The organism is Rhodoblastus sphagnicola (assembly GCF_002937075.1).
GTDB lineage: Bacteria > Pseudomonadota > Alphaproteobacteria > Rhizobiales > Beijerinckiaceae > Rhodoblastus > Rhodoblastus sphagnicola.
Window position 1 is genome coordinate 19,553 of the sequence record NZ_NHSJ01000082.1, and the last position, 21,766, is coordinate 41,318.

Genomic DNA, 21,766 nt, shown 5'->3' on the forward strand with positions numbered 1-21,766 from the left:
GCGCAGGCGCAAAGTCCTGTTCGCGCGCTCCAGTCCTTCGCTCTACCCGGCGCGGCCGCGCACGCCCAGCCAGCGCGGCGTCGCCGCCGCATAGGCGGTCCACTCGGCCCCGAACCGCGCCGCCAGATGGGCCTCCTCGCGCCGGATCGCCAGGCGCTCGACCAGAACGGCGGCGGCAACGGCCAGGGGGATGAACCACAGCGCGTCCAGACCCAGGCCGATTCCGAGCGTGACCAGCGTGTTGCCGAGATAGATCGGGTTGCGCGTCAGGGCGAAGGGACCGGAGGTCACCAGCCGCCGCGCGCCGTGGTTCGGCATGATGTTGGTGTGCGCCGCCGTCATGACGGCCATGGCCCACAGGTCGAGCGCGATGCCCGCGGCCGCGACGACGCGCCCGCAGAGCAGAACCCAGCGGGGGAGGGCATCGCCGATCGGCGCGACGTTCTGGAGCGCGAAGCCAAGGATCCAGGCCGCCGCGAAAATGAGCGGGGGCCACGGCAGGGTGTTGGGGCGGGTGAAAACATCTTCAGTCAAAGGACACCGCCTTTCACCTCCGCGCTTGTCGCCAGAGCATGATCCCAAAAAGTGGATACCGGTTTTTGGACAAGATCATGCGAAAACAAAGACTCTAGAGCGTGATGTGTTTCCGTGGAAACGCATCACGCTCCAAGGCGTCGGAGGCGACATCAGCATCGCGCCAAAGTCGCCTGAAAATCAAGCGACCAGCGCAAGCTTTGCGGGCGCTGGTGCAAAGTTCACAGCGCGAGTTTGATCAGGCCCAGAACGGTGACGCTGATGAAGGCCGAGGCGAACAGGCCCAGCGCCAGCGGGCGCAGCCCCGCCGAGAACACGTGGCGCAAATTGGTGTGCAACCCCATCGCCGCCATGGCCATCGACAACAGGAAGGCGGTGGCGGCGCCGACGGGCGCGCTGACCTCGACCGGGATGGCGACAAGGCTGTTGAGCGCGGCCAGCGCCAGAAAACCGACCAGGAACCAGGGGAACGGCGGCTTGCCGCGCTCGCCGCCGCCGACGAGGCCGAGGCGGTCATAGATTTCGCCCAGCGCGATGATCACCGGCGCCATCATGGCGACGCGGGTAAGCTTGGCGATGGTCCCGATCTGCAACGCCTCCGGTCCGCCCTGGCCCGAGGCGAACACGGCCTGCGCGACCTCGTGGACCGAGGCGCCGGCCCACAGCCCGAACTGGCTTTGCGACAGGTGCAGCGGGCCGGCGAGCGCGGGATAGAGGAACATGGCGATCGTGCCGAACAGGGTGACGCCGGCGACGGCGTAAGCCGCGTCGTCGTCCTCGCCGCCGGTGGCCGCCTTGGCCGCGACAATGGCCGAGGCGCCGCAGATCGACGTGCCCACGCCGATCAGCAGGGCGACGCCGCGCGGCACGCCCAAGGCCCGCCCGACCAGAAGCGTGGCGCTCAGCGTGGCGAGCAGCCCGAAAGCGATGATGGCGACGCCGCCGAACCCGACCTCGGCCGCCTGCTGCGCGGAGATTTGCAGGCCGATCAGCATGATCGCCAGCCTGAGGATGCGGCGCAGCGAGAAATTCACGCCCGCGCCGGTCCCGGCGATCTGTCCCAGCGTATTGTGGATCACCGCGCCGATCAGCACCGACAGGATCATCGGGCTGAGCGCGGCGACGCCGGGAAACAGCCGCAGACCATAGGCGCAGACGGCGATGCCGGTGGTCAGCGCCAGGCCGGGCGCCAAGTCGGCAGCCAAGCCGAGCAGGGGCGTTTTCCGGCTTGTGGCGCCGGTTGTGATCGATGTCATGTGCGGCCTTTCTTGAAGTTGGCGCACCATCGGCCACATGATCTATTCGATCCAACGCATATTTCGTGTCGGAACATTCGATTTTATTGATAGGTCTTAACGGCGGGCGCCGGCGCGCACCCGGGCCACCACTTTGGCGAAGCCGTCGCGGTCGAGCGCCTGCGCGATCTTGTAAGGTCCGATCAGGAAGACGGGCGTCCCCTCCAGGCCAAGCGCCTCCGCCTGCGCGCGATTGCGCTGCAACAGCGCGCTGATCTCGGCGTCATGGGCGTCGAGATCGGCTTGCAGGCGCGCCATGTCGATCCCGGCGGCGGCGACGGCGGCGGTCATGTCGTCCTCGGTCCGCCCTTTGCCGGTCAGGCCCATCAGCGCCGCATGGGCGGCGCCATATTTGCCTTGGTAGCGCGCGGCCAAAGCGAGTTTCGCGCCATGGACCGAAGCCTGCGACAGGATCGGCCAGTCCTTGTAGATCAACCGGATGTGGCCGTCGCCGCGCGCGAGCTTTTCCAGTTCCGGCGAGGCTTTCTTGCAGAACGGGCAGTTGTAATCGAGGAAGGCGACGATGGTGACGTCGCCCTTGGGGTCGCCCGCCATGGGCGCGTCGGGATCGTCGAGGATCGCCTTGACATCGACCTGCGCATGAAGCGCGGAGGCGCCGGCAAGCAGGGCGAGGCCAAGGCCGCCGAGACGGATGAACAAGCGACGGCGCATCATTTTCCCCTTTTACCGAAACGGCTCAATCACAATATTCGAATTCATGCGAATGTCGAGAGCAGGGCGGGCGTTTGCCGTCGGGCTGGCTCCTCGTCTATGCTGCGCGTTTCCGCCGCCGGATCGACGCATGACCCTGGAGCAATTGCGCATTTTCATCGCCGTCGCGGAACGCGAGCACGTCACCCAGGCGGCGCAAGCGCTGCATCTCACCCAATCGGCGGTGTCCTCGGCCATTGGCGCGCTGGAAGCGCGTCACGACGTGCTCCTGTTCAAACGCATCGGCCGCCGCGTCGCCCTGACCGAATTGGGAAAACTGTTCCTCCCGGAGGCGCAGGCCCTGCTGCGCGCCAGCCTGCGCACAGAACGCTTCCTGGCCGATCTCGGCGAGATGAACGCCGGCGCGGTCGCCGTCGCCGCCAGCCAGACCATCGGCAATTATTGGCTGCCGGAGCGGCTGGCGCGCTTCAAGACCGCGCATCCCGGCGTCGCGGTGCGGCTGACCATCGGCAATACGGAGGAGGTGGCGGCGCTGACCGCCTCGGGCGATGTGGATTTCGGCCTGGTCGAAGGCGAGGTTCGCCATGACCTGCTCGACAGCGAAACGATCGACCACGACGATCTGGTTGTGGTGGCCGCGCCGGACATGGCCGCCCGGATCGAGACCGGCGCGCTCGCGCTGGCTTGCGCCCCCTGGGTCGCCCGCGAAAAAGGTTCGGGCACGCGCGCGGCCTTCGAGCAGGCCTTGCGCCAGTTGGCGCCGGAGCTTTGCGAGCAGCCGCCCGCGCTGGAATTGCCCTCGAACGAGGCCGTGCTGTCGGCGGTGGCGGCGGGGGCGGGCGTGACCGTGGTGTCGCGGCTGGTCGCCGGCCCCTATTTGCGCGCCGGCGCGTTGCGGCAAGTCCCGGCGGCGCTGCCGCGCCGTCCGTTCTATTTGCTGCGGCACAGGGAGATCCGTCAGTCGCGCGCCGCGCTGGCCTTGTTTGGCGCGTGCCGCCCCGGCGAAAATCCCTGACGGGTGATGGCGACGCCGTGTCGCCGCGCCGGATTGTTTTTCATGTTTCCACGATACGTGGAACGGTTGGAAAGCAGCGGATTTCGAAGAGTTATTCAGGAATCGTCGGCCGCGCGCCATTCAAGCCCGGTTGCGCGGCGCGGCCTTGTTGCCGCCGGATTGTTTGGCGAATACACTCGCGCCGACGTTAACGAGGCTTTGATGAGATTCGCCGCACTGCTCGTTCTGTTGCTGTCCACGTCCGTTCAGGCGGAGGAAGTGCTGCCGTTTTTCGCCAATGACGCGGCGCTCTCCGCCAAGACGCCCTGGGACAGCCGCGACGACAACGCCCGTCGTTGGGAAGGCCTGACCATGGGCACGGAGGTTTTCGCCGGCTCGGGCGGGGGCAGGCATGGGCGCGGCGGCTTCGGCGGCGACCTGCATATCGGCTATCTCAAGGAACTCGACAACAATGTCGTGGTCGGCGTCGGCGCCGCCATGGGCTACACGCCGTCCTTCAGCAGTTTTGGTCCGAAAGGCTATAATTTCGGCATGGCCGATCTGAAGGTCGGCTATGACATGGGCCGCTTCATGCCCTATGTCACCGTCGGCGTCGGAACGCTCAGCGCCACCACCAACGGGCGCGGTTGGCAGGGCCTCGACAGCGCCAACAACACGTTCGGGCTGGGCGGGAACTCCACAACCCTCACCAAGGTCGGGGCGGGTTTCAATTACGAAGTCAACGAGCACCTGCACATCGGCGCCGAAATCAACGCCGTGCAGGTTCACGGCAATGGCTTCGGCGCGCCGCTGGTTCCCCAGCCCGGCGCGCTGCCCTGAGTCGAAAGGTTTCGCAAAAAAAGGAGCCGCCGCCCTCGGGCGCCAGCTCCTTCTCATTGTGACAGGGAACGCTTATTCCGCGTTGGCGCGCGCGACTTCCTGCGCGATCGAGAACGCACTGGTCAGCGTGAAGCCGATCTTGGCGTCCGGCTTGTTCAGCGGGCGAACCTGAACCATGTGGGCGCCCGCGATCTCGTCGCCATACTGGTAGATCAGGGCGACCTTGGCGCCCGCCGGCAGTTGCGCGCAATGGACGCGCGAGGCTTCCGCCTTGACGGGGTCGTTCAGTCGGTTGAGCTGATAGTTCAGGATCAGCGTCCGGGACGGGCACAGCAGAGCGGGTTCCGAGCCGACGATGGCGTTCTTGAACTTCGGGCCAGCATAGGCGGGAAGGGCTGCGAGAGCGAGCATGGTCGTAAGGATAAGGCGGCGCATGAGCTTCTCCATTGGGCTAGACTTTTGTCTAGCGCAAAGCAAAGAAGCTGACCTGCGTAATTGACGCACATCTGACCTGCGTGGCAAACAGCGGCATTTCGCCACACTGCGCCAAATCTCGCGGCCGGAATTTGAAATGAACTTCGAGTCCGCGTCAATAGAGACTTTCGTCTTGCGACACCGCCCCCGTCCCGCCGCCGCAAGTCGCGCTTTCCTCCTTTTTCCAGCCCGCCTATAGAAGCGCCATGATCGCTCATCCCCGCTCCATCGACATTGCCGTCCTCGCCGAAAAACTGCGCGGCGGTGACCGCGCCGCGCTGGCGCGCGCCATCACGCTGGTCGAAAGCGTCAAGCCCGATCACCAGACACAGGCGAGAGAACTGGTGCAAGAGCTGCTGCCCTACACCGGCGGGGCCATGCGCGTCGGCATCACCGGCGTGCCCGGCGTGGGCAAATCCACCACCATCGACACGCTCGGCCACAATCTGGTGCAATCGGGCCAAAAGGTCGCGGTGCTCGCGGTCGATCCGTCCTCGACCCGCACCGGCGGTTCGATCCTCGGCGACAAGACCCGCATGGCCAAGCTTTCGCCGGAGCGCAACGCCTTCATCCGGCCCTCGCCGTCCTCCGGCACGCTCGGCGGCGTCGCGGCCAAAACCCGCGAGACCATGCTGCTGTGCGAAGCCGCCGGTTTCGATGTGGTGATCGTCGAGACCGTCGGCATCGGGCAATCCGAAACGACGGTCGCCGATATGACCGATTTCTTTCTCGTCCTGATGCTGCCGGGCGCCGGCGACGAATTGCAGGGCATCAAGAAGGGCGTGCTGGAAATCGCCGACATGATCGCCGTCAACAAATCCGAAGGCGAGGGCCGCAAGCGCGCGGTGGCCGCGGCCGGCGAATATCGCGCCGCCCTGCACATCATGCAGGCGGCCTCGCCGAACTGGTCGCCGCCGGTCGTGCTGATTTCCGGCCTCGACAATATCGGCCTCGACGAGATGTGGGCGCAGGTCGTGGAGCATCGCCGCCTGTTCGAGGCGTCCGGCGAATTCGCGCAAAAGCGTCGGGCGCAACAGGTCAAATGGATGTGGACCATGCTGGAGGAGCGCCTGCATTCCCGGTTGCGCAAGGATCCGAAGGTCAAGGCGCGCCTGCCCGAACTCGAACGGCGTGTGGCCGAGGGCGCGCTCTCGCCCACGCTCGCGGTCGAGGATATCGCCGCGCTGCTGGGATTATGACGCGCTCCCTGCTCGTCGTCGGCTTCGGCGCCTTTCCCGGCCAGCGGGTCAATCCCGCGCAACAGGCGGCGTCCGCCCTGGCGCGGCGGCGCGCGGCCTTTGCTCTGTCGGGAATCGACCTGCGCGTTGAAATCCTGCCGGTCGAGCATCTCGAATTGTCGCGCCGCCTGTGCAAGGCCTTCGCCGAGACCGCGCCCGACGCCGTGCTGCTGCTCGGCGTCGCGGCGCGGCGCACAAAACTTTCCATCGAGACGCGGGCGCGCAATCGCATCACGCAATTGCGCCCGGACGCGGCCAAGCAAATCCCATGGAGCCGGGACATCGTCCACGGCGCGCCGGAATTTTTCGTCACCCCGGCCCCGGCGGCGCTGCTGGCCGCCAAGGCGCGCGCGTGCGGCGTCGTCGCGCAAACTTCCGGCGACGCCGGCGCCTATCTCTGCAACGAAGCCTATTATCTCGCGCTGCTGATGGATCGCCGCGCCGTCTTCGTCCATCTCCCGGCTTGGCGGGGTTTTACCCTGGCGCGGGCGATTCCCGCGCTCGAAAGCGTGGCCAAGACGCTCGTCTTGGCGTAAAGCTGAGACGAAACGGGGGCTGGCGATGGACGGCAATCTGGCGCTCACGACAGCGGCGATCGAAGTCGTCTGGCTCAATCTGCTGCTGGCGGGCGACGGCGCCATGGTGCTCGCCGTGGCGACCCGCTCCCTGCCGCACGCGCAGCGCCGCCTCGGCCTCAATCTCGGCGGCCTCCTGCTGATGGTTTCACGCGCGGCGGTCCTGTTCGCGGCGTTCGCCTGCGCCGACCTGCCGGGCTTTGGCTTCTTTGGCGCGGCGGCGCTGATTTTCGCCGCCTGGCTCTCCGCCCGGCGCGGCGAGGACGGGCAGGTCGTCCTCAAATCGCCCACCCGCGCCCTTTCGACGCTGCTGCTGGCGGTTGTGGCGCAGGACGCGCCGGCCGCGCTCACCAACATGCTGGCGGTGCAGGCGGCGGCGCAAGGCCATCACGTTTTGGCCGGGCTGGGGCTGGGGATGTCGCTGCCCATGCTCGCGCTGGGCGCCGCGCCCTTCGTCGGCCTGTTGCGCAAGCCGCCGCTGATCTGGGTCGGCGCGCTGCTGCTCGGCTGGCTGGCCGGGCAGTCCGCCGCCGCCGACGCCTTTGTCGCGTTAACCCCCATGCCGCCGGACCTGATGCGCGATTTCGCGCCGCCGATCGGCGCGGCGCTTGCGCTTCTCGTCGTTTACGTCACGCTCCGGCGCCGGCATTTCCGGCCATTGCCGGACGAAAACCATGAGCAATGAGGAGGCCCCCATGTCCCGTATGCAAATAATTGTTATTGGCTCCGCTTTGCTGGCTTTCGCCGCCGCTCCGGCGCTGGCCGAGGGAATCGAGGTCACGGGAGCCTGGTCTCGCGCCACGGTGCGCGGCGCCAGCGTCGGCGTCGGCTACATGACCATCGACAACGAGACCGGCGCGACCGACACATTTACAGGCGCCGCCAGCGACCGCGCCGACCGCGCCGAGATCCACGAATCCCGCGAGCAGGACGGGGTCATGACCATGCGCGCCGTCCCCAAGGGCGTCGAGATCAAGGCCGGCAAGCGCCTGGAGCTCAAGCCGGGCGGCTATCACGTCATGCTCATCGGCCTGAAATCGGCCCTCCTGCCCGGCGAAACCGTGCATGTGACGCTGCATTTCGCCAAGGCGGGCGATGTCGGCGCCGATTTGCAAGTGGAAGGCTTTGGCGCGCAAGGCCCCGCCAACCCGCCGGCCGCGACGAAACCGGCGGCGAAGGAAAAACGCTGACGCGCGCCGCGCGCTAAACTCTTTGTTTTCGCATGATCCCAAAAACCGGTGTCCACTTTTTGGGATCATGCGCTATGCGGCGCGCAAGTGCTGAAGCACGGAATGCATTTCCTGCCTCAGGTGATCGGCTTGCTCCGCCAGGGCTCCGGCGGCGGAGCGCAAGCGCCCGCAGGCGTCCCGTGACGTGGTCGTCGCTTCCTGGACGCTGGTGATGTTGACGGCGATGGCGCGGACATCGAGTGAAGTCTGCGACGCATTGGCGGCGATTTCCTGCGTGGCGGCGCTTTGTTGTTCGACGACCGCGGCGATGCTTGCGGACAGGCGGTTGGCGACCTCCGTCGTCTCGGCGATGGCGCAAATCGAGCGGGTTGCGGTCTGGGTCGCCTGCTGCACGGCGAGCATTTGATGGCCAATCGATTCCGTCGCGTCTCCGGTCTGGGTCGCGAGCGCCTTGACCTCCTGGGCCACGACAGCGAAGCCTCGGCCGGCGTCGCCCGCGCGCGCCGCTTCGATGGTGGCGTTCAGCGCCAGCATGTTGGTCTGTTGCGCGATTGAGTTGATGAGGCGGGTGGCGCCGCCAATCTGGTCGGCGGCGAGGCTCATCGCGTCGAATTGTGTCTTGCTTTGCTCCGCTTCCTGGGCGGCTGCGGCGGAGGCGACCTGCGTCTGGGCGAATTGTTGCGCGATTTCCGCGATGGACGCGCTCAATTGTTCGGAAGCCGCCGCCATGGCGTTGACCTTGGCGGCCGCGGCCTGGGTGGCGGAGGTGACGGAGGTGGCCTGCGCCGCGCTGTCTTCCATGGCGTGCGAGAGCGCTTCGACGGAAGCGCTGAGCTGTTCCGCCGCCGTGCCGATGCTGGCGATGACGCCGCCGACGGCCTGTTCGAAGTGATCGCTGAGCGCGATGGTCTGAGCGCGCTGCGCCTGCCGCGACTGGGCTTCCTTGTCGAGGGCGTCCTGACGGAGCTTGGCGTTCTCTTCGAGATTTTGTTCGAACACAGCGACGGCGCGCGCCATCTTGCCGACCTCGTCGGTGCGCTCGGCGTAGGGAATGGCCGCGATGCTCTTGCCGTTGGCGAGCAGCTCCATGACGGCGGTCATCGCATTGATTGGCTTGGAAATCGTGCGTCCAACGCCATAGGCGATCGCCAGGCCGCCGCCGATGCCCAGGCCCAGGGCAAGCAGGATGTTGCGCAAGGCGGCGTCTATCAGCTCGCCGGTGCTCCGCGTGATCTCGACCTCGTCGGCGCGCAGACCCGCGACCAGGGCCGAAGCGTCGGCGCCCAGTTCATCGCTTTGACGGGCGATATCGGCCGCGAGATTTTCAATTGGATTGCCCATCGCCGCGCCGCCGACAGTCTCGCTTTGATGACCGTCGGCCGCGGCCCCGCGCAATTCAAAAATATCCGACACTTTCTGCGCCAGTTCCTGGTTCTTCTGGTCGGCCCGGTCGAGGAGAGGAATCCTGTCGGCCTTGTGGATCGCCTTACGCAAGGTCGCTACGTCTTCGTTGACGACGCCGCCGATCTCGGACGACTTGTCCATCAACGCCTCGTCGCCGGTGCGCGCATAGGTCTGGGCGACGAAGCCGTAAGACGTCATGTCCTGGAGCAGCTTGTCGGCCAGCGTCATCACGTCCGCCTTGTCGCGGTATTCGGCGAACAAGGCGTCGATACGGGACATCGACACGTAATTCCAGGTCGAGGCCGCGGCGAGCAAGCCGAGGACTCCGGCGATGCCAAGCGATATTTTCGTGAAAATACGGAGGTTGGCTATGGCGGCGAACATGGTGGCGTCCCGGTTCCTAGCTTCTTGTTCTTGAAGACCGGACGCCGCCATCATAGCGGCATGGAGGGTCGGAGCATATTGGGCGGCTACATCGTCGCGCCGTGAAAACCCGAATGCGTCCGGTTATGCCACCGCAACCCTAAATATCTTTTAAATAAACCTAATGCGTTGGACTTCTTGACGTTTCGAAAAGAGTTGCCGGCAGGCGTCGGGAAGATGACGCCGATCATGGGTTGCGTCCTTTGTTCAAGCAGGATTTTTAGCCGAGAACCGGCGACCGCTCCTCGGCAATCCCGCTCAGGCGGCGCGCGGGGCGTCAAGCCGCGCCAGCCGCGCCCCCGCCAAGTCCGTGACTTCCGCAAAACGCGGCGACAGCAGGAAAGCCAGTTCTTTCTCGCGCGAGGCGGTGACGGGGTCGAGCCGCGCCAGCTCTGCGTCAATATGTCCGGGATGGCACATGACGAGCTGTCTTGCGCCGGGCGCCAACAGATAGCTGGCGAAATCCGCTCCATAATCGGCGCCGGCGTCGAAATCGGAAAAGCCGGAAAACCCATCGTTCAGCGCAAAGCCAGCCGCCCTGGCCTTGGCGCGGAACCCGCGCGCCAGCCCGGCCACGGTGAGCGCCTTGCCCCAATGCTTTCCGCGTGAAAAAATCCGTTTGGGCCGGTCGGCCGAATCGCGCAGCCAGCATTTGCCGGCGAGCCCTCGCGCGGAAAGCTCGGCCAGCAGGGTTTCGGCGATTCCGGGCAGACCCTGCACATGCTGATGGCCATCGACAAAATCGGGGCCTGAGCCGTGGGCCTGCTCAAAAGCGTCGAGTTGCCGGCGCAATTCGTCGCGGATTTCCTCGAGCGGCAGCGCGCCCCGCCAGGCGGCGGGCACGATGGCGTTCATGGCCGGAAACGCGCCGGAGGGGGCGAAGCGCGGCATGGCGCCCAAAGGGCCGCCCAGGGTCAGGTTGAAGTGCAGGCCGAGGTCGGCGTTATCCGCCTGGTCGCGAAAAGCCCGCGCCGCCTCCGGCCAGCCGGGCCGCGTGGTCATGGCGCAGGTCGCGCTGAGTCGCCCGGCGGCCAAGGCTTCGAGAATGCCGGCGGTCACGGCGGGCGAGAGCGCGAAATCGTCGGCGCAGAGGGTGAAGGCGAAGGTCATGCGGCGGCCTTTCCGGCAGGTCGAAAATCCGCCCCTTTCTTGCGCATTTTTGTCGGGCAAACTAGACCTGCGGATCATCGGCCGCGCTTGGGACGGGACATATGTCGAATCAAACGGACGAAACGCCCGAGCTTTCGGTGATCATTCCCGTCTTCAACGAGGGCGACAATCTGCGCCCGTTGGTGGAGCGCCTGATTCCCGCGCTCGCCTGCGTAAAAAGTTTCGAGATCGTCCTGGTCGACGACGGCTCCAGCGACAGCACCATGGAGGTGGCGCGCGCCCTCAACGCCGCCGATCCCCGCGTCACCGCCGTCTCGTTTTCGCGCAATTTCGGCAAGGAGATCGCGATAGCGGCCGGCGTCGATGCGGCGCGCGGCAAGGGCGCGGTGATCATGGACGCCGATCTCCAGCATCCGCCCGAAGCCATCGCCCTGTTCGTGGAAAAATGGCGCGAGGGCTACCAGAATATTTTTGGCGTGCGCCGCTCGCGCGAGACCGATTCGGCGGCGCGCAAATGGCTCACCGGCCACTTTTATCGGTTGTTCGCCGCCTTTGGCGAGATCGGCCTGCCCGAGGGCGCCGGCGATTTCCGCCTGCTCGACCGCGTCGCGCTCGACGCGCTGAAAACCCTGCGCGAACAGGCGCGCTTCTCCAAGGGCCTGTACGCCTGGATCGGTTTCAAGAGCATTGGCGTGCCGTTCGACGTCGCCGAGCGCAACGCCGGCCAATCGAAATTTTCTTACAGAAAACTCACCCGTTTCGCCCTGGACGGCCTGGTCTCCTTCAGCACGGCGCCGCTGAAGGTCTGGACCTATATCGGCATGGCCATCGCCGCCTTCGCGCTCGCCAACGCCCTGTATTACGTGCTGGAAACGCTGATTTTTGGCGTGTCCGCGCCCGGCTTCGCCACCCTGGTCGTCTCCATCACCTTCTTCGCGGGGGTGCAGTTGATTTCGCTCGGCGTGCTCGGCGAATATATCGGCCGCGTCTTCGCCGAAGTGAAGGGCCGTCCGCTCTATCTGGTGCAAGAGCGGGTCGGGACACAGCGAGTCGGGGCGGCGCCCGCCGCGCCGACCGCCGGTCTGTCCGCCCGGACCGAACAGGCGAAATTTTAATCAAGCTTGATCTATTGCTTTTGACGAGCCCACCCGCACCGCCCGGAGCCCGATGTACAAGAACTTCCTTTCGGTCAGCGGTCTCACTCTGCTTTCGCGGCTGACCGGATTCCTGCGCGACGTCGTCCTGAGCGGGGTGCTCGGCGCCGGCATGATGATGGACGCCTTCGCCGTCGCCCAAAGACTGCCCAATCATTTCCGCGCCATTTTTGGCGAGGGCGCCTTCAACGCCGCCTATGTGCCGACCTATCTGCGCGTCCTTGAACAGGAGGGCGAGTCGCGCGCGAGGAATTTCGCCAACCAGATTTTCACGCTGCTGCTGCTGTCGCAGGTGGTGATCCTGGCGCTGGGCTGGCTGTTCATGCCGGCTTTCGTCGATCTGCTGGCGCCCGGTTTTTCCGCCGATCCGGAAAAATTCGCGCTTGCCGTGACGCTGACCCGCATCACCTTTCCCTATTTGTTGTGCGTCACCCTGGTCACCATGCACACGGCGACGCTCAACGCCCACGGCGCCTTCGCCGTCGGCGCCTTCGCGCCGGTGCTGCTCAATGTCGTGACCATCGCCTTTTTGGCCCTGAGCTTCCTTTTCCCCAGCGCGGCCTATGCGGCGGCGACCGGCGTCACCGCGTCCGGCGTGGCGCAACTCGCCTTGCTCGTCGTCGCCGCCCGCAAACATGGCGTGCTGGAAAAAATCGCGCGGCCCGGCTGGGGCGCGGACGTCAGCGCCTTCTTCCGCATGTTCGGGCCGGCGGTGATCGGCTCGTCGGGCTTGCAGATCGCCATGTTCGCCGACACGATCATCGGTTCGCTGCTGCAAACCGGCGGCCTGTCGTCGCTCTATTACGCCGAGCGGCTCTACCAATTGCCGATCGGCCTGGTCGGCGTGGCGGCGGGCACGGTGCTGCTGCCGGAAATGAGCCGCTGTTTCGCCCGCGAGGACTGGGAAGGGGCGTTCACCGCGCAAAACCGCACGCTGGCGATGAGCCTCGCCCTGACCGCGCCTTTCGTGATCGCCTTCATGGTGATCCCGGACTTCGTCGTGCGCGCCCTGTTCGAGCACGGGCGCTTCCACGTCGAGGATTCGCTGGCGACCGCCGCCGTGCTGCGCGCCTATGGCGCGGGGCTGCTGGCCATGGTGGCGATCAACGCTCTGCGCTCGGGCTTCCAGGCCATGGGCGACACCAAGACGCCGATGTATGTCGCCCTCGGCGCGCTGGCCGTCAATCTGCTGCTGAAAATCGTACTCTACAAGTCGCTCGGCGCCGTCGGCATCGCCGTGGCGACGTCCGTCAACGCCTGGATCAATGTGGCGCTGCTGGCCGTTCTGGCGATGCGCCGCTTCCTGTTCCAGCCGGACCAGACGTTCCGCTCCATCCTGCTGGCCACGGCGACCGCCGGCGTCATCCTCGCCAATGTCGCGCTGTGGCTACAGGGTCCGTTCCTGTCCTTGGCGCGCGTCCTTGGCGGCGTTCCCGGCCTGCTCGCCGCCCTGGCCGGACTTGGCCTGCTCGGGGCGCTGGCCTATGGCGCGGCCCTGCTCGCGGGGGCGCGCGCGCTCGGCGTCACCGCGGCGGCGATGGGCCTGTCTCGTTCGATGCGCCGGAAATGATCTTGTCGATGCCGGCGCGCATGGTCGCGCGCACCAGATCGGACAGGCAATCGGCCCCGAGCTTGGCCATGACGCTGGCGCGCAAGGCCTCCACCGTCCGCAGGCTGACGCTCATTTCAAAGGCGGCGGTCTTGTTGAGCTTGCCTTCGAGCAGGCCGACCAGCACGCGCCGCTCGGCGGATGTCAGCGTCTGGAAACGGCGGCCCATTTCCAGCCTGTCGGCGGCGCGCGCTTCGGCGTCGGCGGCCTCGTCGAGCGCGCCGCGCACCGCTGCGATGAAATCCCCCTCCGAATAGGGCTTTTCCAGGAAATCGCGCGCGCCGAGCTTCATCGCCTCCACCGCCAGGGCGACGTCGCCGTAAGCGGTGATCATCACCACCGGAAGCTGCGGCGCCGCTTGCTTGACCCGCGTCAGCAACTCCATGCCGGACATCTCGCCCATGCGGATATCCGTCACCAGGCAGCCACGCCATGTTTCCGGCCCGGCGGCGAGAAACTCTTGCGCCGAGGCGAAGGCCCGCGCCAGCAATCCTTCCGTTTCCATCAGAAGGGTCAGGGACTCTCGGACCGCCTGATCGTCATCGACGATGTAAACCGCGGGCGCGACCCCGTTCATTCCTGTTTCCCGCTGATGTCGTCCTTGTCAACAAGGGGCAAGCTGAAGTTGAGCACCGTTTCCTCCGCGGGACCGTTTTCCGGCCATATTTTTCCATAATGAGCCTCGACGATCGCCTTGGACATGGCGAGACCCACGCCCATGCCGGAACCCTTGGTCGTCCAGAACAGTTCAAACAAATGGCGCCATGCATCTTCCGACAGTCCCGATCCACAATCAATGACAGATGTAATAATGTTCTTGTCGTCATTTCGGCTGGCGACCACGACGACGCGCGACCCCGCCGGCAAGGAGGCCTGCCAGGCGTTGCGGAGCAGGTTGACCAGAACCTCCGCGATCTGGGTGCGGTCGATCAGCACGGCGTCGCGGGCGGCTTCGAGTCTTGTCTTGATCTCAAGTCCCGCGAAGCTCGCATCGGCCTCGACGCTCGCGATCGCCTCGCGGATGGTGTCGTGCAGCCCGCGGAACGTCTTGTCGGGCTCGCCATGGCGCGAGAATTCGCGCACCCGCGAAACGATCTGGCCGGCGCGCAACATCTGGCTGGCGGCTTTGTCCAGAGCCTGCGCCGTCCCCTCCAGATCGACGCCGTTCTGGCGCGCGGGCGCCAGCCGGCGGCGGGCGACGGCCAGCAGGGTCGCCCCGGCGGCGAGCGGCTGGTTGACTTCATGGGCGAGGCGCGCGGCGATTCTTTCCAGCGCGGCCAATCGCTCGTCTCTTAGCGCGCGAACACGCGCCTCGCTGTCGGCCAGGGCGTGGGCGGCGGTCTCGCGCGCGGTCACGTCATTGAGATAGCCATGCCAGACCATCGCGCCGTCGTCGCGGCGAGCGGGCCGCGCATGGGCTTCAAGCCAGATCTCGCCTCTTTTCGGGTGATCGTAGCGACACTTGGCCTGCCAGAGCGTCTTGCTCCGGGCGGATTCGGCGATCGACGCCCTTATGTCGGACATATCGTCGCGATGAACGCGCGCCGCCGCCGCGCCGACATCGCGGCTGAGCATGTCCGGGCCGAAGCCGAGCAGGGTCTCGATCTGGGGCGCGGCATAGGGGAGATAACCGGCGCCGTCGGGTCGAATGGCGAACGTATAGATCGCGCCGGGCAGGGCGCTGGCCAGCAGGGTCAATTGCTCCGCCAGCCGCGCCTTTTCTTCCAGCGCGGTCAGGCGCTCGTCCTTGAGCGCGCGCACATGCGCCTCGCTTTCGGCCAGGGCGCGGGTGGCGGTCTTGCGCGCGGTGACATCCTGCAAATAACCGTGCCAGACCGTGACGCCGTCGTCGCGCCACACGGGCTTGCCGTCGCCCTCGATCCAGACCGCGCCGCGTTGCGGGTGATTGTAACGAAACACCACACGCCAAGGGACGGGTTCGCGCGCCGAGGACTCATCCGCCGCGATCATGCGCGCGACGTCCTCGGGATGGATGCGCTCGACGACGACGGTCAGATCGCGTTGGCAGACGGCGGGACTGAAACCCAGCAGCCTCTCGACATTGGGCGAGGCGTAGGAGAAGGAGCGGTGTCCGTCCGCCGTCCGCACATAGGTATAGATCGCCCCCGGCAGGGCCTCGGCCAGCAGGGTCAGCCGCTCGGCGAGCCCCGCCTTTTCCTTGAGCGCGGCGGCGGCTTCGACCTCGTCGGTGACGTCGCGGTGGACGCCGCGCACATGGACCGGCGCGCCATCCTTGAAATACATCCGCCCCCGGGCGTCGATCCAGCGCAGCGCCCCGTCGCCGGCGCGATGAATGCGGTATCGGCAGGCGAAATATCCCGATGAGGCCGGTTCGGCCGCCCGGAGGTGCGCCGCCCGGCGGTTCGGCCGGTCTTCCTCAAGCACCAGTGCGTCGACGTTTCGGGCCGTGACGCGCGCGCCTGGGGCGAAGCCCATGATTTCAAACCACTTCTCGTTGACGACAGGCGCTCCATCGGGCAGATCGACCTCGAACAGGCCGATGGCGCCGGCTTCCAGCGCCAATTTCAGGCGCTGCTGCTCCAGCGCGAGTTGCTCGGCTCGGGCGCGGTCCTGTTCCGCCAGCCGCGCCTTCTCTTCGAGCGCGGCGGCAGCCTCCATGTCGTCGGTGACGTCGCGCGCGACCCCGAACACGCGAACCGGCCTGTCGCCATCGAAACAGACCCGCGCGCGCGTGTCGACATGGCGCAACGCCCCATCATTGGCGCGGCGAATGCGAAACCGCGAGCGGAACAGCCCATCTCCACTTAATGCGCGCGCCCGCGCCTCATGAAGCGCCGCGAGATCCTCCTCGACAATCAGAGCATCCAGCATGGCGAGCTTTTCGGGCAGTTCGCCGGTCCAGCCCCAGATTTCATGGTTTTTTTCGCTGAGGCGCATGTCGTCATCGACAAGGTCGATCTCGAACGTGCCGATGGCGCCGGCTTCCAGCGCCAGGGCGAGGCGCTGCTGCTCCAGCGCGAGTTCCTCGGCCCGGAGGCGGGCCTGTTCCGCCAGCCGCGCCTTCTCCTCGAGCGCGGCCGCCGCTTCGACCTCGTCGGTGACGTCGCGGGTGACTCCGAGCACGCGAACCGGCGCGCCGCCATCGAATTGCACCTGTCCGCGCGTGTCGATCCAGCGCAAGGCGCCGTCGTTGGCGCGACGGATGCGGAACCGCGCGCGGTAGCGCCCATTGCCCGCGCGCGCCAACGCCTCGTTCCGCGCCGCCTGGTCCTCCTCGACAACCAGGGTGTCGAGGACGCCGGCCTTCACCGGCGTTTCGCTTGTCCAACCCCAGATGTCCCGCAATTTGTCGCTGAGGTGGATTTGGTTGGCGACAAGATCGGCCTCGAACGCGCCGATGGCGCCGGCCTCAAGCGCCAGGGCGAGGCGCTGCTGCTCCAGCCCGCGTTCGTCGGCGCGCAGGCGGGCCTGTTCCGCCAGCGTCGCTTTTTCCTCGAGCGCGGCGGCGACCTCCATTTCATCGGTGATGTCGCGGGTGACGCCGAGCATGCGGACGGGAACGCCCTGCTTGAAATAGACCGCGCCGCGCGACTTGACCCAGCGCAACGCGCCGTCATTGTGGCGGCGAATGCGGAACCGCGCCTCGTAGAGGCCGGAGCCATGCGGGTCGAGCGCGCGCGCCTGCGCTTGCGCGCGCGCAGCCCTGTCGTCCTCGAACACCATGGCGTCGACGCTGTCGGTCGTCACGGCGTCGGCGGAGCCCAGGCCCCAGATCTCCCGCCATTGTTCGCTGGCCGTGACCGCGCCCGACTCGAAATCGAACGCGCCGATCCCGATCGCGCCCGCCTCAAGGGCGAACCGCAGCCAGTCGGCCTCTGTACGGTCGCCCTCTGCTCGGTCGCTCTTGGACCGGTCGCTCTTGGACCGGTCGCGCGCGGCTCCGGCGTCGGGCTGGTTTTTTGCGGGAAACAGGCGCCGCAGCAAACGGTTCAAAAGCCCTGGCGCCAAGCGCATGGTTGGAGTCCTCGACGGTCAGCGCAGTTCGACGATCGCGCCGTCTCCACCGCCGCGCTCGGCCGCGTCGGTCGTCGCCACGGCTCGCGGCCTCAGCTCCAGGCTCGCCCGGCGCGCATGGGCCGATTTCATCAGCACCTCGATGCCGCCGAGCGTTTCGGCGGCCTTGTGGGTCAACTGGTCCGGCCGCTTGACGGGGGCGTTGACATCGCCGCCGACGACCGCCAGCGGACCGCGTTCGGCGACCAGGGTTCCGCCCGGCAGCGGTTTCAGATCGACGCCGCTATGGGCGAATTGCATGATGTCATGCCAGGTCGCCGCCGGCAGCGTGCCGCCGGTCAGCCGCTCCATCGACTGGTCGTCGTCATTGCCATACCAGACGGCGCCGACGAAATTGCCGGAAAAGCCGCAGAACCACGCATCCTTGTAATCGTTGGTGGTGCCGGTCTTGCCGGCCACCTTGACGCCGTCGAGCATGGCGCGGCGCGCCGTGCCCTGCTCCACCACTTGCGTCATCATGAAGTCGAGCATTTCGATGAAGCGCTGTTCGACCACCTGCTGCGGCTGTTCGCCGTCGCGATCGTGGCTGTAGATCAATTCGCCCCGGCTGTTGGAAATCTCCAGCGCGGCGAAAGGTTTTATCCTCTTGCCGCCATTGGCGAAGGCGGCATAGGCGGTGGCCTGGTCCATCACGCTGACGTCGTCGGCGCCCAGCGGCAGCGATTGCGTGTCGGGCAGCGGCGCGGTGACGCCGAGGCGCCGCGCCGTGGCGATGATTTTTTGCCGGCCGCGCTTGGCGTCGCCGTCGCCGATCGCGACAGACAGCCGCACCGCCACCGTGTTGAGCGAATGCGCCAGCGCGTTCCACATCGGCATCGAGCCGGAATAGGAGCCGCCATAATTCTTCGGGCACCAGTTGCCGAGGCAGATCGGCGCATCGACCACGGTGGTCTGCGGCGTGAATTTGCCCGACATCAGCGCGGTCAGATAGACGTAGGGCTTGAACGACGAACCGGGCTGGCGCCGCGCGTCCACGGCGCGGTTGAACTGGCTGGCGCCATAGTCGCGCCCGCCGACCAGCGCCCGCACCGCCCCGGTCGGTTCGAGGATGATGGTCGCGCCCTGGTGGACGTTATAGGTCTTGCCGCTCTCGCGCAGCATGGCGTCGATGGTGGTCTCCGCCTTCTTCTGCAAGGCCGAATCCAGCGCGAGACGCACGGTGAAGACGCGGTCGGAGCCGAGCTTGCCGGCATCAACCAGCGCCTTGATCTCGTTGAAGGCCCAGTCGAGATACCAGTCGGGCGGCGTCTTCAGATCGCTGCGCTCGACCGAAGCGGCCGGAGTGCGCCGGGCGTCGGCGACCTGGTTCTCGCTCATGTAGCCGGCGGTGACGAGATTGCTCAGCACGTCGTTGGCGCGGGCGCGGGCCGCCGGCAGGTTGACATGCGGGGCGAATTTGGTCGGCGCCTTGAACAGGCCGGCGAGCATGGCGGCCTGCGCCAGGGAGACATCCTTGATCGAGCGGCCGAAATAGAACTGCGCGGCGGCCTGGATGCCGAAGGCGCCGCCGCCCATATAGGCGCGGTCGAGATAAAGCTGCAAAATCTGGCGCTTGGTCATGTGGCTTTCCAGCCAGAACGACAGAAACGCCTCGTTGATCTTGCGGGTGACGGTGCGCTCGTTGGACAGGAACAGGTTTTTCGCCAATTGCTGGGTCAGGGTCGATCCGCCCTGCACCACGCCCGACGAGCGCGCGTTGACGGTGAGCGCGCGGGCAAGCCCGATGGGATCGACGCCCCAATGGTCGAAAAAGCGCCGGTCCTCGGTCGCCAGCACCGCCTGGATCACATAATCCGGGTACTGGTCGAGCGCCACGGCGTCGTCGTGGAGAATGCCGCGCCGCCCCACCTCGGCGCCGAACCGGTCCTGAAACGTGATGGCGACATCGGTCTTTTTCATCCAGTCGTCGCCGGCGGTCAGTTTGAAGGCGGGCTGCGCCAGCACCACCAGCACCATGCCGCCGAACACGCCAAGCGTCATCGCCTCGCCCGCCGCCTCGCTCGCAAGGCGCGACACGCCGCGCACGTGAAAATTCTCCATGAAGCCGGAAAAATCGCGCCACAATTCGCCGGCTTCGGTCTGGGCCGAATAGATAAACGAATCGATCCAGGAATCCGTGGCCAGCAGAGCGTGGCGCACCCGGCGCAACAGGGCGGACGTATCCCGATTGAAACGCAATGCAAACCTCATCGGCGCCATGGGGGCGCGGGGTGCTTCTTAACACTTTTTTAAGGCGCTTGACGAGCGCGAGACTCATTTAAGGCGCTTGATGCGCGCGACCTTTTCCCAAGTCGCTTGACGCGCGCCCCACGGCGGCGCATTTCGGCGTCGCCACGGCGCGCGGCGCAAGGCCCGCGCCAGTCGCGGCGTGTCAATCTGAGACAATAGGGGAAATTTTGGCGCGCAAGGGCGAGAAATTCTGGCTCGACCGGACTCTGGCGGAGCTGTCCCGATCCGAGTGGGAGAGCCTGTGCGACGGCTGCGGCCGCTGCTGTCTGGTCAAGCTGGAGGAGGAGGACACCGGGGAAATCTTCTTCACCGACGTCGGCTGCCGGCTGCTCGACGCCAAGACGGCGCGCTGCTCCGATTACGGCCACCGCTCGCGCCGGGTCAAGGACTGCATCCGCCTCGACCCCGACAGCGCCGGCGCGCTGGACTGGCTGCCGCCAACCTGCGCCTACCGCCTGATCGCAAAAGGCAAGGACCTGCCGCGCTGGCACCCGCTGGTGAGCGGCCGCCCGGACAGCGTGATCGAGGCCGGCGTCTCGGTGATCGGCCGCGTTTCCGCGCTGGAGGACGACCTCTCCATCGACGAACAGATCGACCGCGTGGTCAGTTGGCCTGGAAAAGTTCCAAAGGCCGCGAAGCAGAAGTGAACGCAGCCGGCGCTGTCATGCCGCGCCGATCCGGTCAAGCGCCGGACGTCTTGGTGGAGGCCGGTTCCGGGGGGTGATGCGGCGCAACGGCGGCCTCTCCCGTTGCTGACGTGTCATTCGCACTGCTGCGCGCTTGAGAGAATCGCGTTCACAGCATCGGTGGCCATCCCGGCGGCTGTCGCGCGGTCCTTGCCGAGATAGGCGACGTAATAGGCCGTCAGTTCAGTCCGGGCGGCTTGCATGTCCGTCGCGGCGACGCCACGACGACGCGGAGCGGCGGCCTTCAGGTCATGTTTGACGACGCCCAACCGGGCCGCATTCAGAGCGGATTCAAACATGCGATAGGCGGCGAAACGAATCGTCCCGTCGCAGTTGGGCCAAGCCTTGTTCAATTTTGCGCTCAGCGCGTCAACGGCGGGGGTCGGAGGCAAGGTCTCGGCGCAATCCGTGTCCAGGACGAAATTGTCCATCGTTGAACCGAACACCGCGTCCGTCGCCGCCAACAGCGCGGGATGGCGGACGATCGCGGCGCAGGGCAATGAACGGCGTGCGGAAGGATTGCGCCCAGGCCAGGCCTCGTCGGTCAGATACGGACCCAATATGTTGAGAAAAGTCGCAAAATGACGTTCCGAGATGAAGACGTCCTCGATGCGTTTGACCGCGATGGCGTCGCCCGAGGCGGTCGTGAGGATGTCTCGTCCATACGACTGATCGTCCTTCGTCAACAGGTCCGTCATGAAGGGGCGGAGCCGTTCGAGAATACGCGCCCGTTTTTGGGCGCGGTCGGGACTTGCCCAGTCCGCATCCCTCGGTTCCGACGCCCAGACCTGAACCGCCTCCGCGACGGGCGCGTAGGCCGGGTCGGTCTTGCGGATCACCGACAAGGCCCGATCGGGTGAATCCATCAGGGTCGCAAGAGCAAGAGCGCTGTTGCGCCGCGCATATTGGTCGGCGAGACAAGCGGCGATGGTTTCCTTGCCGCCCGGTTTGGCGCAGCCGCGCATGTCATTGAGCGCTTCGCGTTGAAACGCCAACTCATTTGAAGGGCCGGCGCCGAAGGCGCTGACGCCAGCCGCCGCGTATAATTCCGCCAATTGCCTGTCGGCGGCGGACAGGGTCGGACTCGCGCAAATCGCCGCTTCAATCGGGCCTTGCGGCTTGGCGCAGGAAAAGCTGGGCTCCGCCGGCGTCGGAGCCTGGGCTTGCGCCGCACGGAGCGAGGAAAAAGCGAGAGCCGCAAGCGCCGCGACGAAAAGGAAAAAGTATCGTTTCACTTAGGCTCCAAGCTCCAGCCTTCACTGGCGCGCTAACGCGGGGGCCTT

General features: G+C 66.4%; 19 protein-coding genes. 9 read left to right on the forward strand and 10 right to left on the reverse strand.

What is annotated here, in order from left to right:
- Window positions 1–42: 42 nt before the first annotated feature.
- The 3 genes from CCR94_RS12875 to CCR94_RS12885 all read right to left on the reverse strand — a co-directional run bounded on the left by CCR94_RS12875 (window position 43) and on the right by CCR94_RS12885 (window position 2,504).
- Window positions 43–534, reverse strand: a complete 492-nt coding sequence (locus tag CCR94_RS12875; RefSeq protein ID WP_104508252.1) for a methyltransferase family protein — start codon at window positions 532–534, stop codon at window positions 43–45.
- Window positions 535–755: 221 nt separating this feature from the next.
- Window positions 756–1,790, reverse strand: coding sequence for a YeiH family protein (locus tag CCR94_RS12880; protein ID WP_104508356.1), 1,035 nt, complete (start codon window positions 1,788–1,790; stop codon window positions 756–758).
- Window positions 1,791–1,886: 96 nt separating this feature from the next.
- Window positions 1,887–2,504 (reverse strand): DsbA family protein, encoded by a 618-nt coding sequence (locus tag CCR94_RS12885; protein ID WP_104508253.1) that lies wholly within the window; start codon window positions 2,502–2,504, stop codon window positions 1,887–1,889.
- A gap of 127 nt (window positions 2,505–2,631) precedes the next feature.
- Here CCR94_RS12885 and CCR94_RS12890 point away from each other — a divergent pair, with 127 nt between their 5' ends.
- Complete coding sequence (locus CCR94_RS12890; RefSeq protein ID WP_104508254.1) at window positions 2,632–3,516, forward strand: LysR family transcriptional regulator; 885 nt, start codon at window positions 2,632–2,634, stop codon at window positions 3,514–3,516.
- 201 nt (window positions 3,517–3,717) lie between these two features.
- Window positions 3,718–4,335, forward strand: coding sequence for an outer membrane protein (locus CCR94_RS12895; protein WP_158254746.1), 618 nt, complete (start codon window positions 3,718–3,720; stop codon window positions 4,333–4,335).
- Between the two features lie 72 nt (window positions 4,336–4,407).
- Here CCR94_RS12895 and CCR94_RS12900 read toward each other — a convergent pair whose 3' ends face one another.
- Window positions 4,408–4,770, reverse strand: a complete 363-nt coding sequence (locus CCR94_RS12900) for a hypothetical protein (protein ID WP_146089991.1) — start codon at window positions 4,768–4,770, stop codon at window positions 4,408–4,410.
- Between the two features lie 245 nt (window positions 4,771–5,015).
- On the opposite strand from CCR94_RS12900, the gene meaB reads away from it, so the two are divergent.
- The 4 genes from meaB to CCR94_RS12920 are packed head-to-tail and all read left to right on the forward strand — an operon-like array spanning window position 5,016 to window position 7,812.
- Window positions 5,016–6,008 (forward strand): methylmalonyl Co-A mutase-associated GTPase MeaB, encoded by a 993-nt coding sequence (gene meaB / locus CCR94_RS12905; protein WP_104508257.1) that lies wholly within the window; start codon window positions 5,016–5,018, stop codon window positions 6,006–6,008.
- Entirely contained in the window at window positions 6,005–6,583 is a 579-nt protein-coding gene (locus CCR94_RS12910; RefSeq protein WP_104508258.1) for a pyroglutamyl-peptidase I family protein, read from the forward strand. The genes meaB and CCR94_RS12910 overlap by 4 nt, the downstream gene beginning before the upstream one ends.
- Before the next feature lie 25 nt (window positions 6,584–6,608).
- Window positions 6,609–7,307 (forward strand): TerC family protein, encoded by a 699-nt coding sequence (locus CCR94_RS12915; RefSeq protein WP_104508259.1) that lies wholly within the window; start codon window positions 6,609–6,611, stop codon window positions 7,305–7,307.
- A 10-nt stretch (window positions 7,308–7,317) separates the two neighbouring features.
- Window positions 7,318–7,812 (forward strand): copper chaperone PCu(A)C, encoded by a 495-nt coding sequence (locus CCR94_RS12920; protein ID WP_158254747.1) that lies wholly within the window; start codon window positions 7,318–7,320, stop codon window positions 7,810–7,812.
- Window positions 7,813–7,884: 72 nt separating this feature from the next.
- Here CCR94_RS12920 and CCR94_RS12925 read toward each other — a convergent pair whose 3' ends face one another.
- Window positions 7,885–9,600, reverse strand: coding sequence for a methyl-accepting chemotaxis protein (locus CCR94_RS12925; RefSeq protein WP_158254748.1), 1,716 nt, complete (start codon window positions 9,598–9,600; stop codon window positions 7,885–7,887).
- Window positions 9,601–9,897: 297 nt separating this feature from the next.
- Window positions 9,898–10,749: a ChbG/HpnK family deacetylase gene (locus tag CCR94_RS12930; RefSeq protein ID WP_104508262.1), complete on the reverse strand. Its 852-nt coding sequence runs from the start codon at window positions 10,747–10,749 to the stop codon at window positions 9,898–9,900.
- Window positions 10,750–10,850: 101 nt separating this feature from the next.
- On the opposite strand from CCR94_RS12930, the gene CCR94_RS12935 reads away from it, so the two are divergent.
- Both CCR94_RS12935 and murJ read left to right on the forward strand, forming a co-directional pair.
- Window positions 10,851–11,864, forward strand: coding sequence for a glycosyltransferase family 2 protein (locus CCR94_RS12935; protein ID WP_104508263.1), 1,014 nt, complete (start codon window positions 10,851–10,853; stop codon window positions 11,862–11,864).
- A gap of 52 nt (window positions 11,865–11,916) precedes the next feature.
- Entirely contained in the window at window positions 11,917–13,473 is a 1,557-nt protein-coding gene (murJ, locus tag CCR94_RS12940) for a murein biosynthesis integral membrane protein MurJ (RefSeq protein WP_104508264.1), read from the forward strand.
- Here the strand turns inward: murJ and CCR94_RS12945 are convergent.
- From CCR94_RS12945 to CCR94_RS12955, 3 genes are read right to left on the reverse strand one after another with little or no spacing between them, the layout of a single operon-like run.
- Entirely contained in the window at window positions 13,427–14,089 is a 663-nt protein-coding gene (locus CCR94_RS12945) for a response regulator transcription factor (RefSeq protein WP_104508265.1), read from the reverse strand. The two genes, murJ and CCR94_RS12945, sit on opposite strands and share 47 nt — an antisense overlap.
- On the reverse strand, window positions 14,086–17,508 hold the full coding sequence (locus tag CCR94_RS12950; protein WP_104508266.1) for a PAS domain-containing sensor histidine kinase: 3,423 nt from the start codon (window positions 17,506–17,508) through the stop codon (window positions 14,086–14,088). The genes CCR94_RS12945 and CCR94_RS12950 overlap by 4 nt, the downstream gene beginning before the upstream one ends.
- Before the next feature lie 18 nt (window positions 17,509–17,526).
- On the reverse strand, window positions 17,527–19,746 hold the full coding sequence (locus CCR94_RS12955; RefSeq protein ID WP_244594056.1) for a transglycosylase domain-containing protein: 2,220 nt from the start codon (window positions 19,744–19,746) through the stop codon (window positions 17,527–17,529).
- Between the two features lie 215 nt (window positions 19,747–19,961).
- Between CCR94_RS12955 and CCR94_RS12960 the strand changes: the two genes are divergently transcribed.
- Window positions 19,962–20,444, forward strand: coding sequence for a YcgN family cysteine cluster protein (locus CCR94_RS12960; RefSeq protein WP_170068949.1), 483 nt, complete (start codon window positions 19,962–19,964; stop codon window positions 20,442–20,444).
- A 113-nt stretch (window positions 20,445–20,557) separates the two neighbouring features.
- On the opposite strand, the gene CCR94_RS12965 is transcribed toward CCR94_RS12960, so the two are convergent.
- Window positions 20,558–21,718: a lysozyme inhibitor LprI family protein gene (locus tag CCR94_RS12965; protein WP_104508268.1), complete on the reverse strand. Its 1,161-nt coding sequence runs from the start codon at window positions 21,716–21,718 to the stop codon at window positions 20,558–20,560.
- Window positions 21,719–21,766: the final 48 nt, after the last annotated feature.

Bases quoted from the DNA above. Each gene is read 5' to 3' on its own strand.
- CCR94_RS12950 (WP_104508266.1), bottom strand. From the start codon at position 17,508: ATGCGCTTGGCGCCAGGGCTTTTGAACCGTTTGCTGCGGCGCCTGTTT.
- CCR94_RS12885 (WP_104508253.1), bottom strand. From the start codon at position 2,504: ATGATGCGCCGTCGCTTGTTCATCCGTCTCGGCGGCCTTGGCCTCGCC.
- CCR94_RS12895 (WP_158254746.1), top strand. From the start codon at position 3,718: ATGAGATTCGCCGCACTGCTCGTTCTGTTGCTGTCCACGTCCGTTCAG.
- CCR94_RS12925 (WP_158254748.1), bottom strand. From the start codon at position 9,600: ATGTTCGCCGCCATAGCCAACCTCCGTATTTTCACGAAAATATCGCTT.
- CCR94_RS12945 (WP_104508265.1), bottom strand. From the start codon at position 14,089: ATGAACGGGGTCGCGCCCGCGGTTTACATCGTCGATGACGATCAGGCG.
- meaB (WP_104508257.1), top strand. From the start codon at position 5,016: ATGATCGCTCATCCCCGCTCCATCGACATTGCCGTCCTCGCCGAAAAA.
- CCR94_RS12920 (WP_158254747.1), top strand. From the start codon at position 7,318: ATGTCCCGTATGCAAATAATTGTTATTGGCTCCGCTTTGCTGGCTTTC.
- CCR94_RS12890 (WP_104508254.1), top strand. From the start codon at position 2,632: ATGACCCTGGAGCAATTGCGCATTTTCATCGCCGTCGCGGAACGCGAG.
- CCR94_RS12935 (WP_104508263.1), top strand. From the start codon at position 10,851: ATGTCGAATCAAACGGACGAAACGCCCGAGCTTTCGGTGATCATTCCC.
- CCR94_RS12930 (WP_104508262.1), bottom strand. From the start codon at position 10,749: ATGACCTTCGCCTTCACCCTCTGCGCCGACGATTTCGCGCTCTCGCCC.
- CCR94_RS12910 (WP_104508258.1), top strand. From the start codon at position 6,005: ATGACGCGCTCCCTGCTCGTCGTCGGCTTCGGCGCCTTTCCCGGCCAG.
- CCR94_RS12880 (WP_104508356.1), bottom strand. From the start codon at position 1,790: ATGACATCGATCACAACCGGCGCCACAAGCCGGAAAACGCCCCTGCTC.
- CCR94_RS12915 (WP_104508259.1), top strand. From the start codon at position 6,609: ATGGACGGCAATCTGGCGCTCACGACAGCGGCGATCGAAGTCGTCTGG.
- CCR94_RS12900 (WP_146089991.1), bottom strand. From the start codon at position 4,770: ATGCGCCGCCTTATCCTTACGACCATGCTCGCTCTCGCAGCCCTTCCC.
- murJ (WP_104508264.1), top strand. From the start codon at position 11,917: ATGTACAAGAACTTCCTTTCGGTCAGCGGTCTCACTCTGCTTTCGCGG.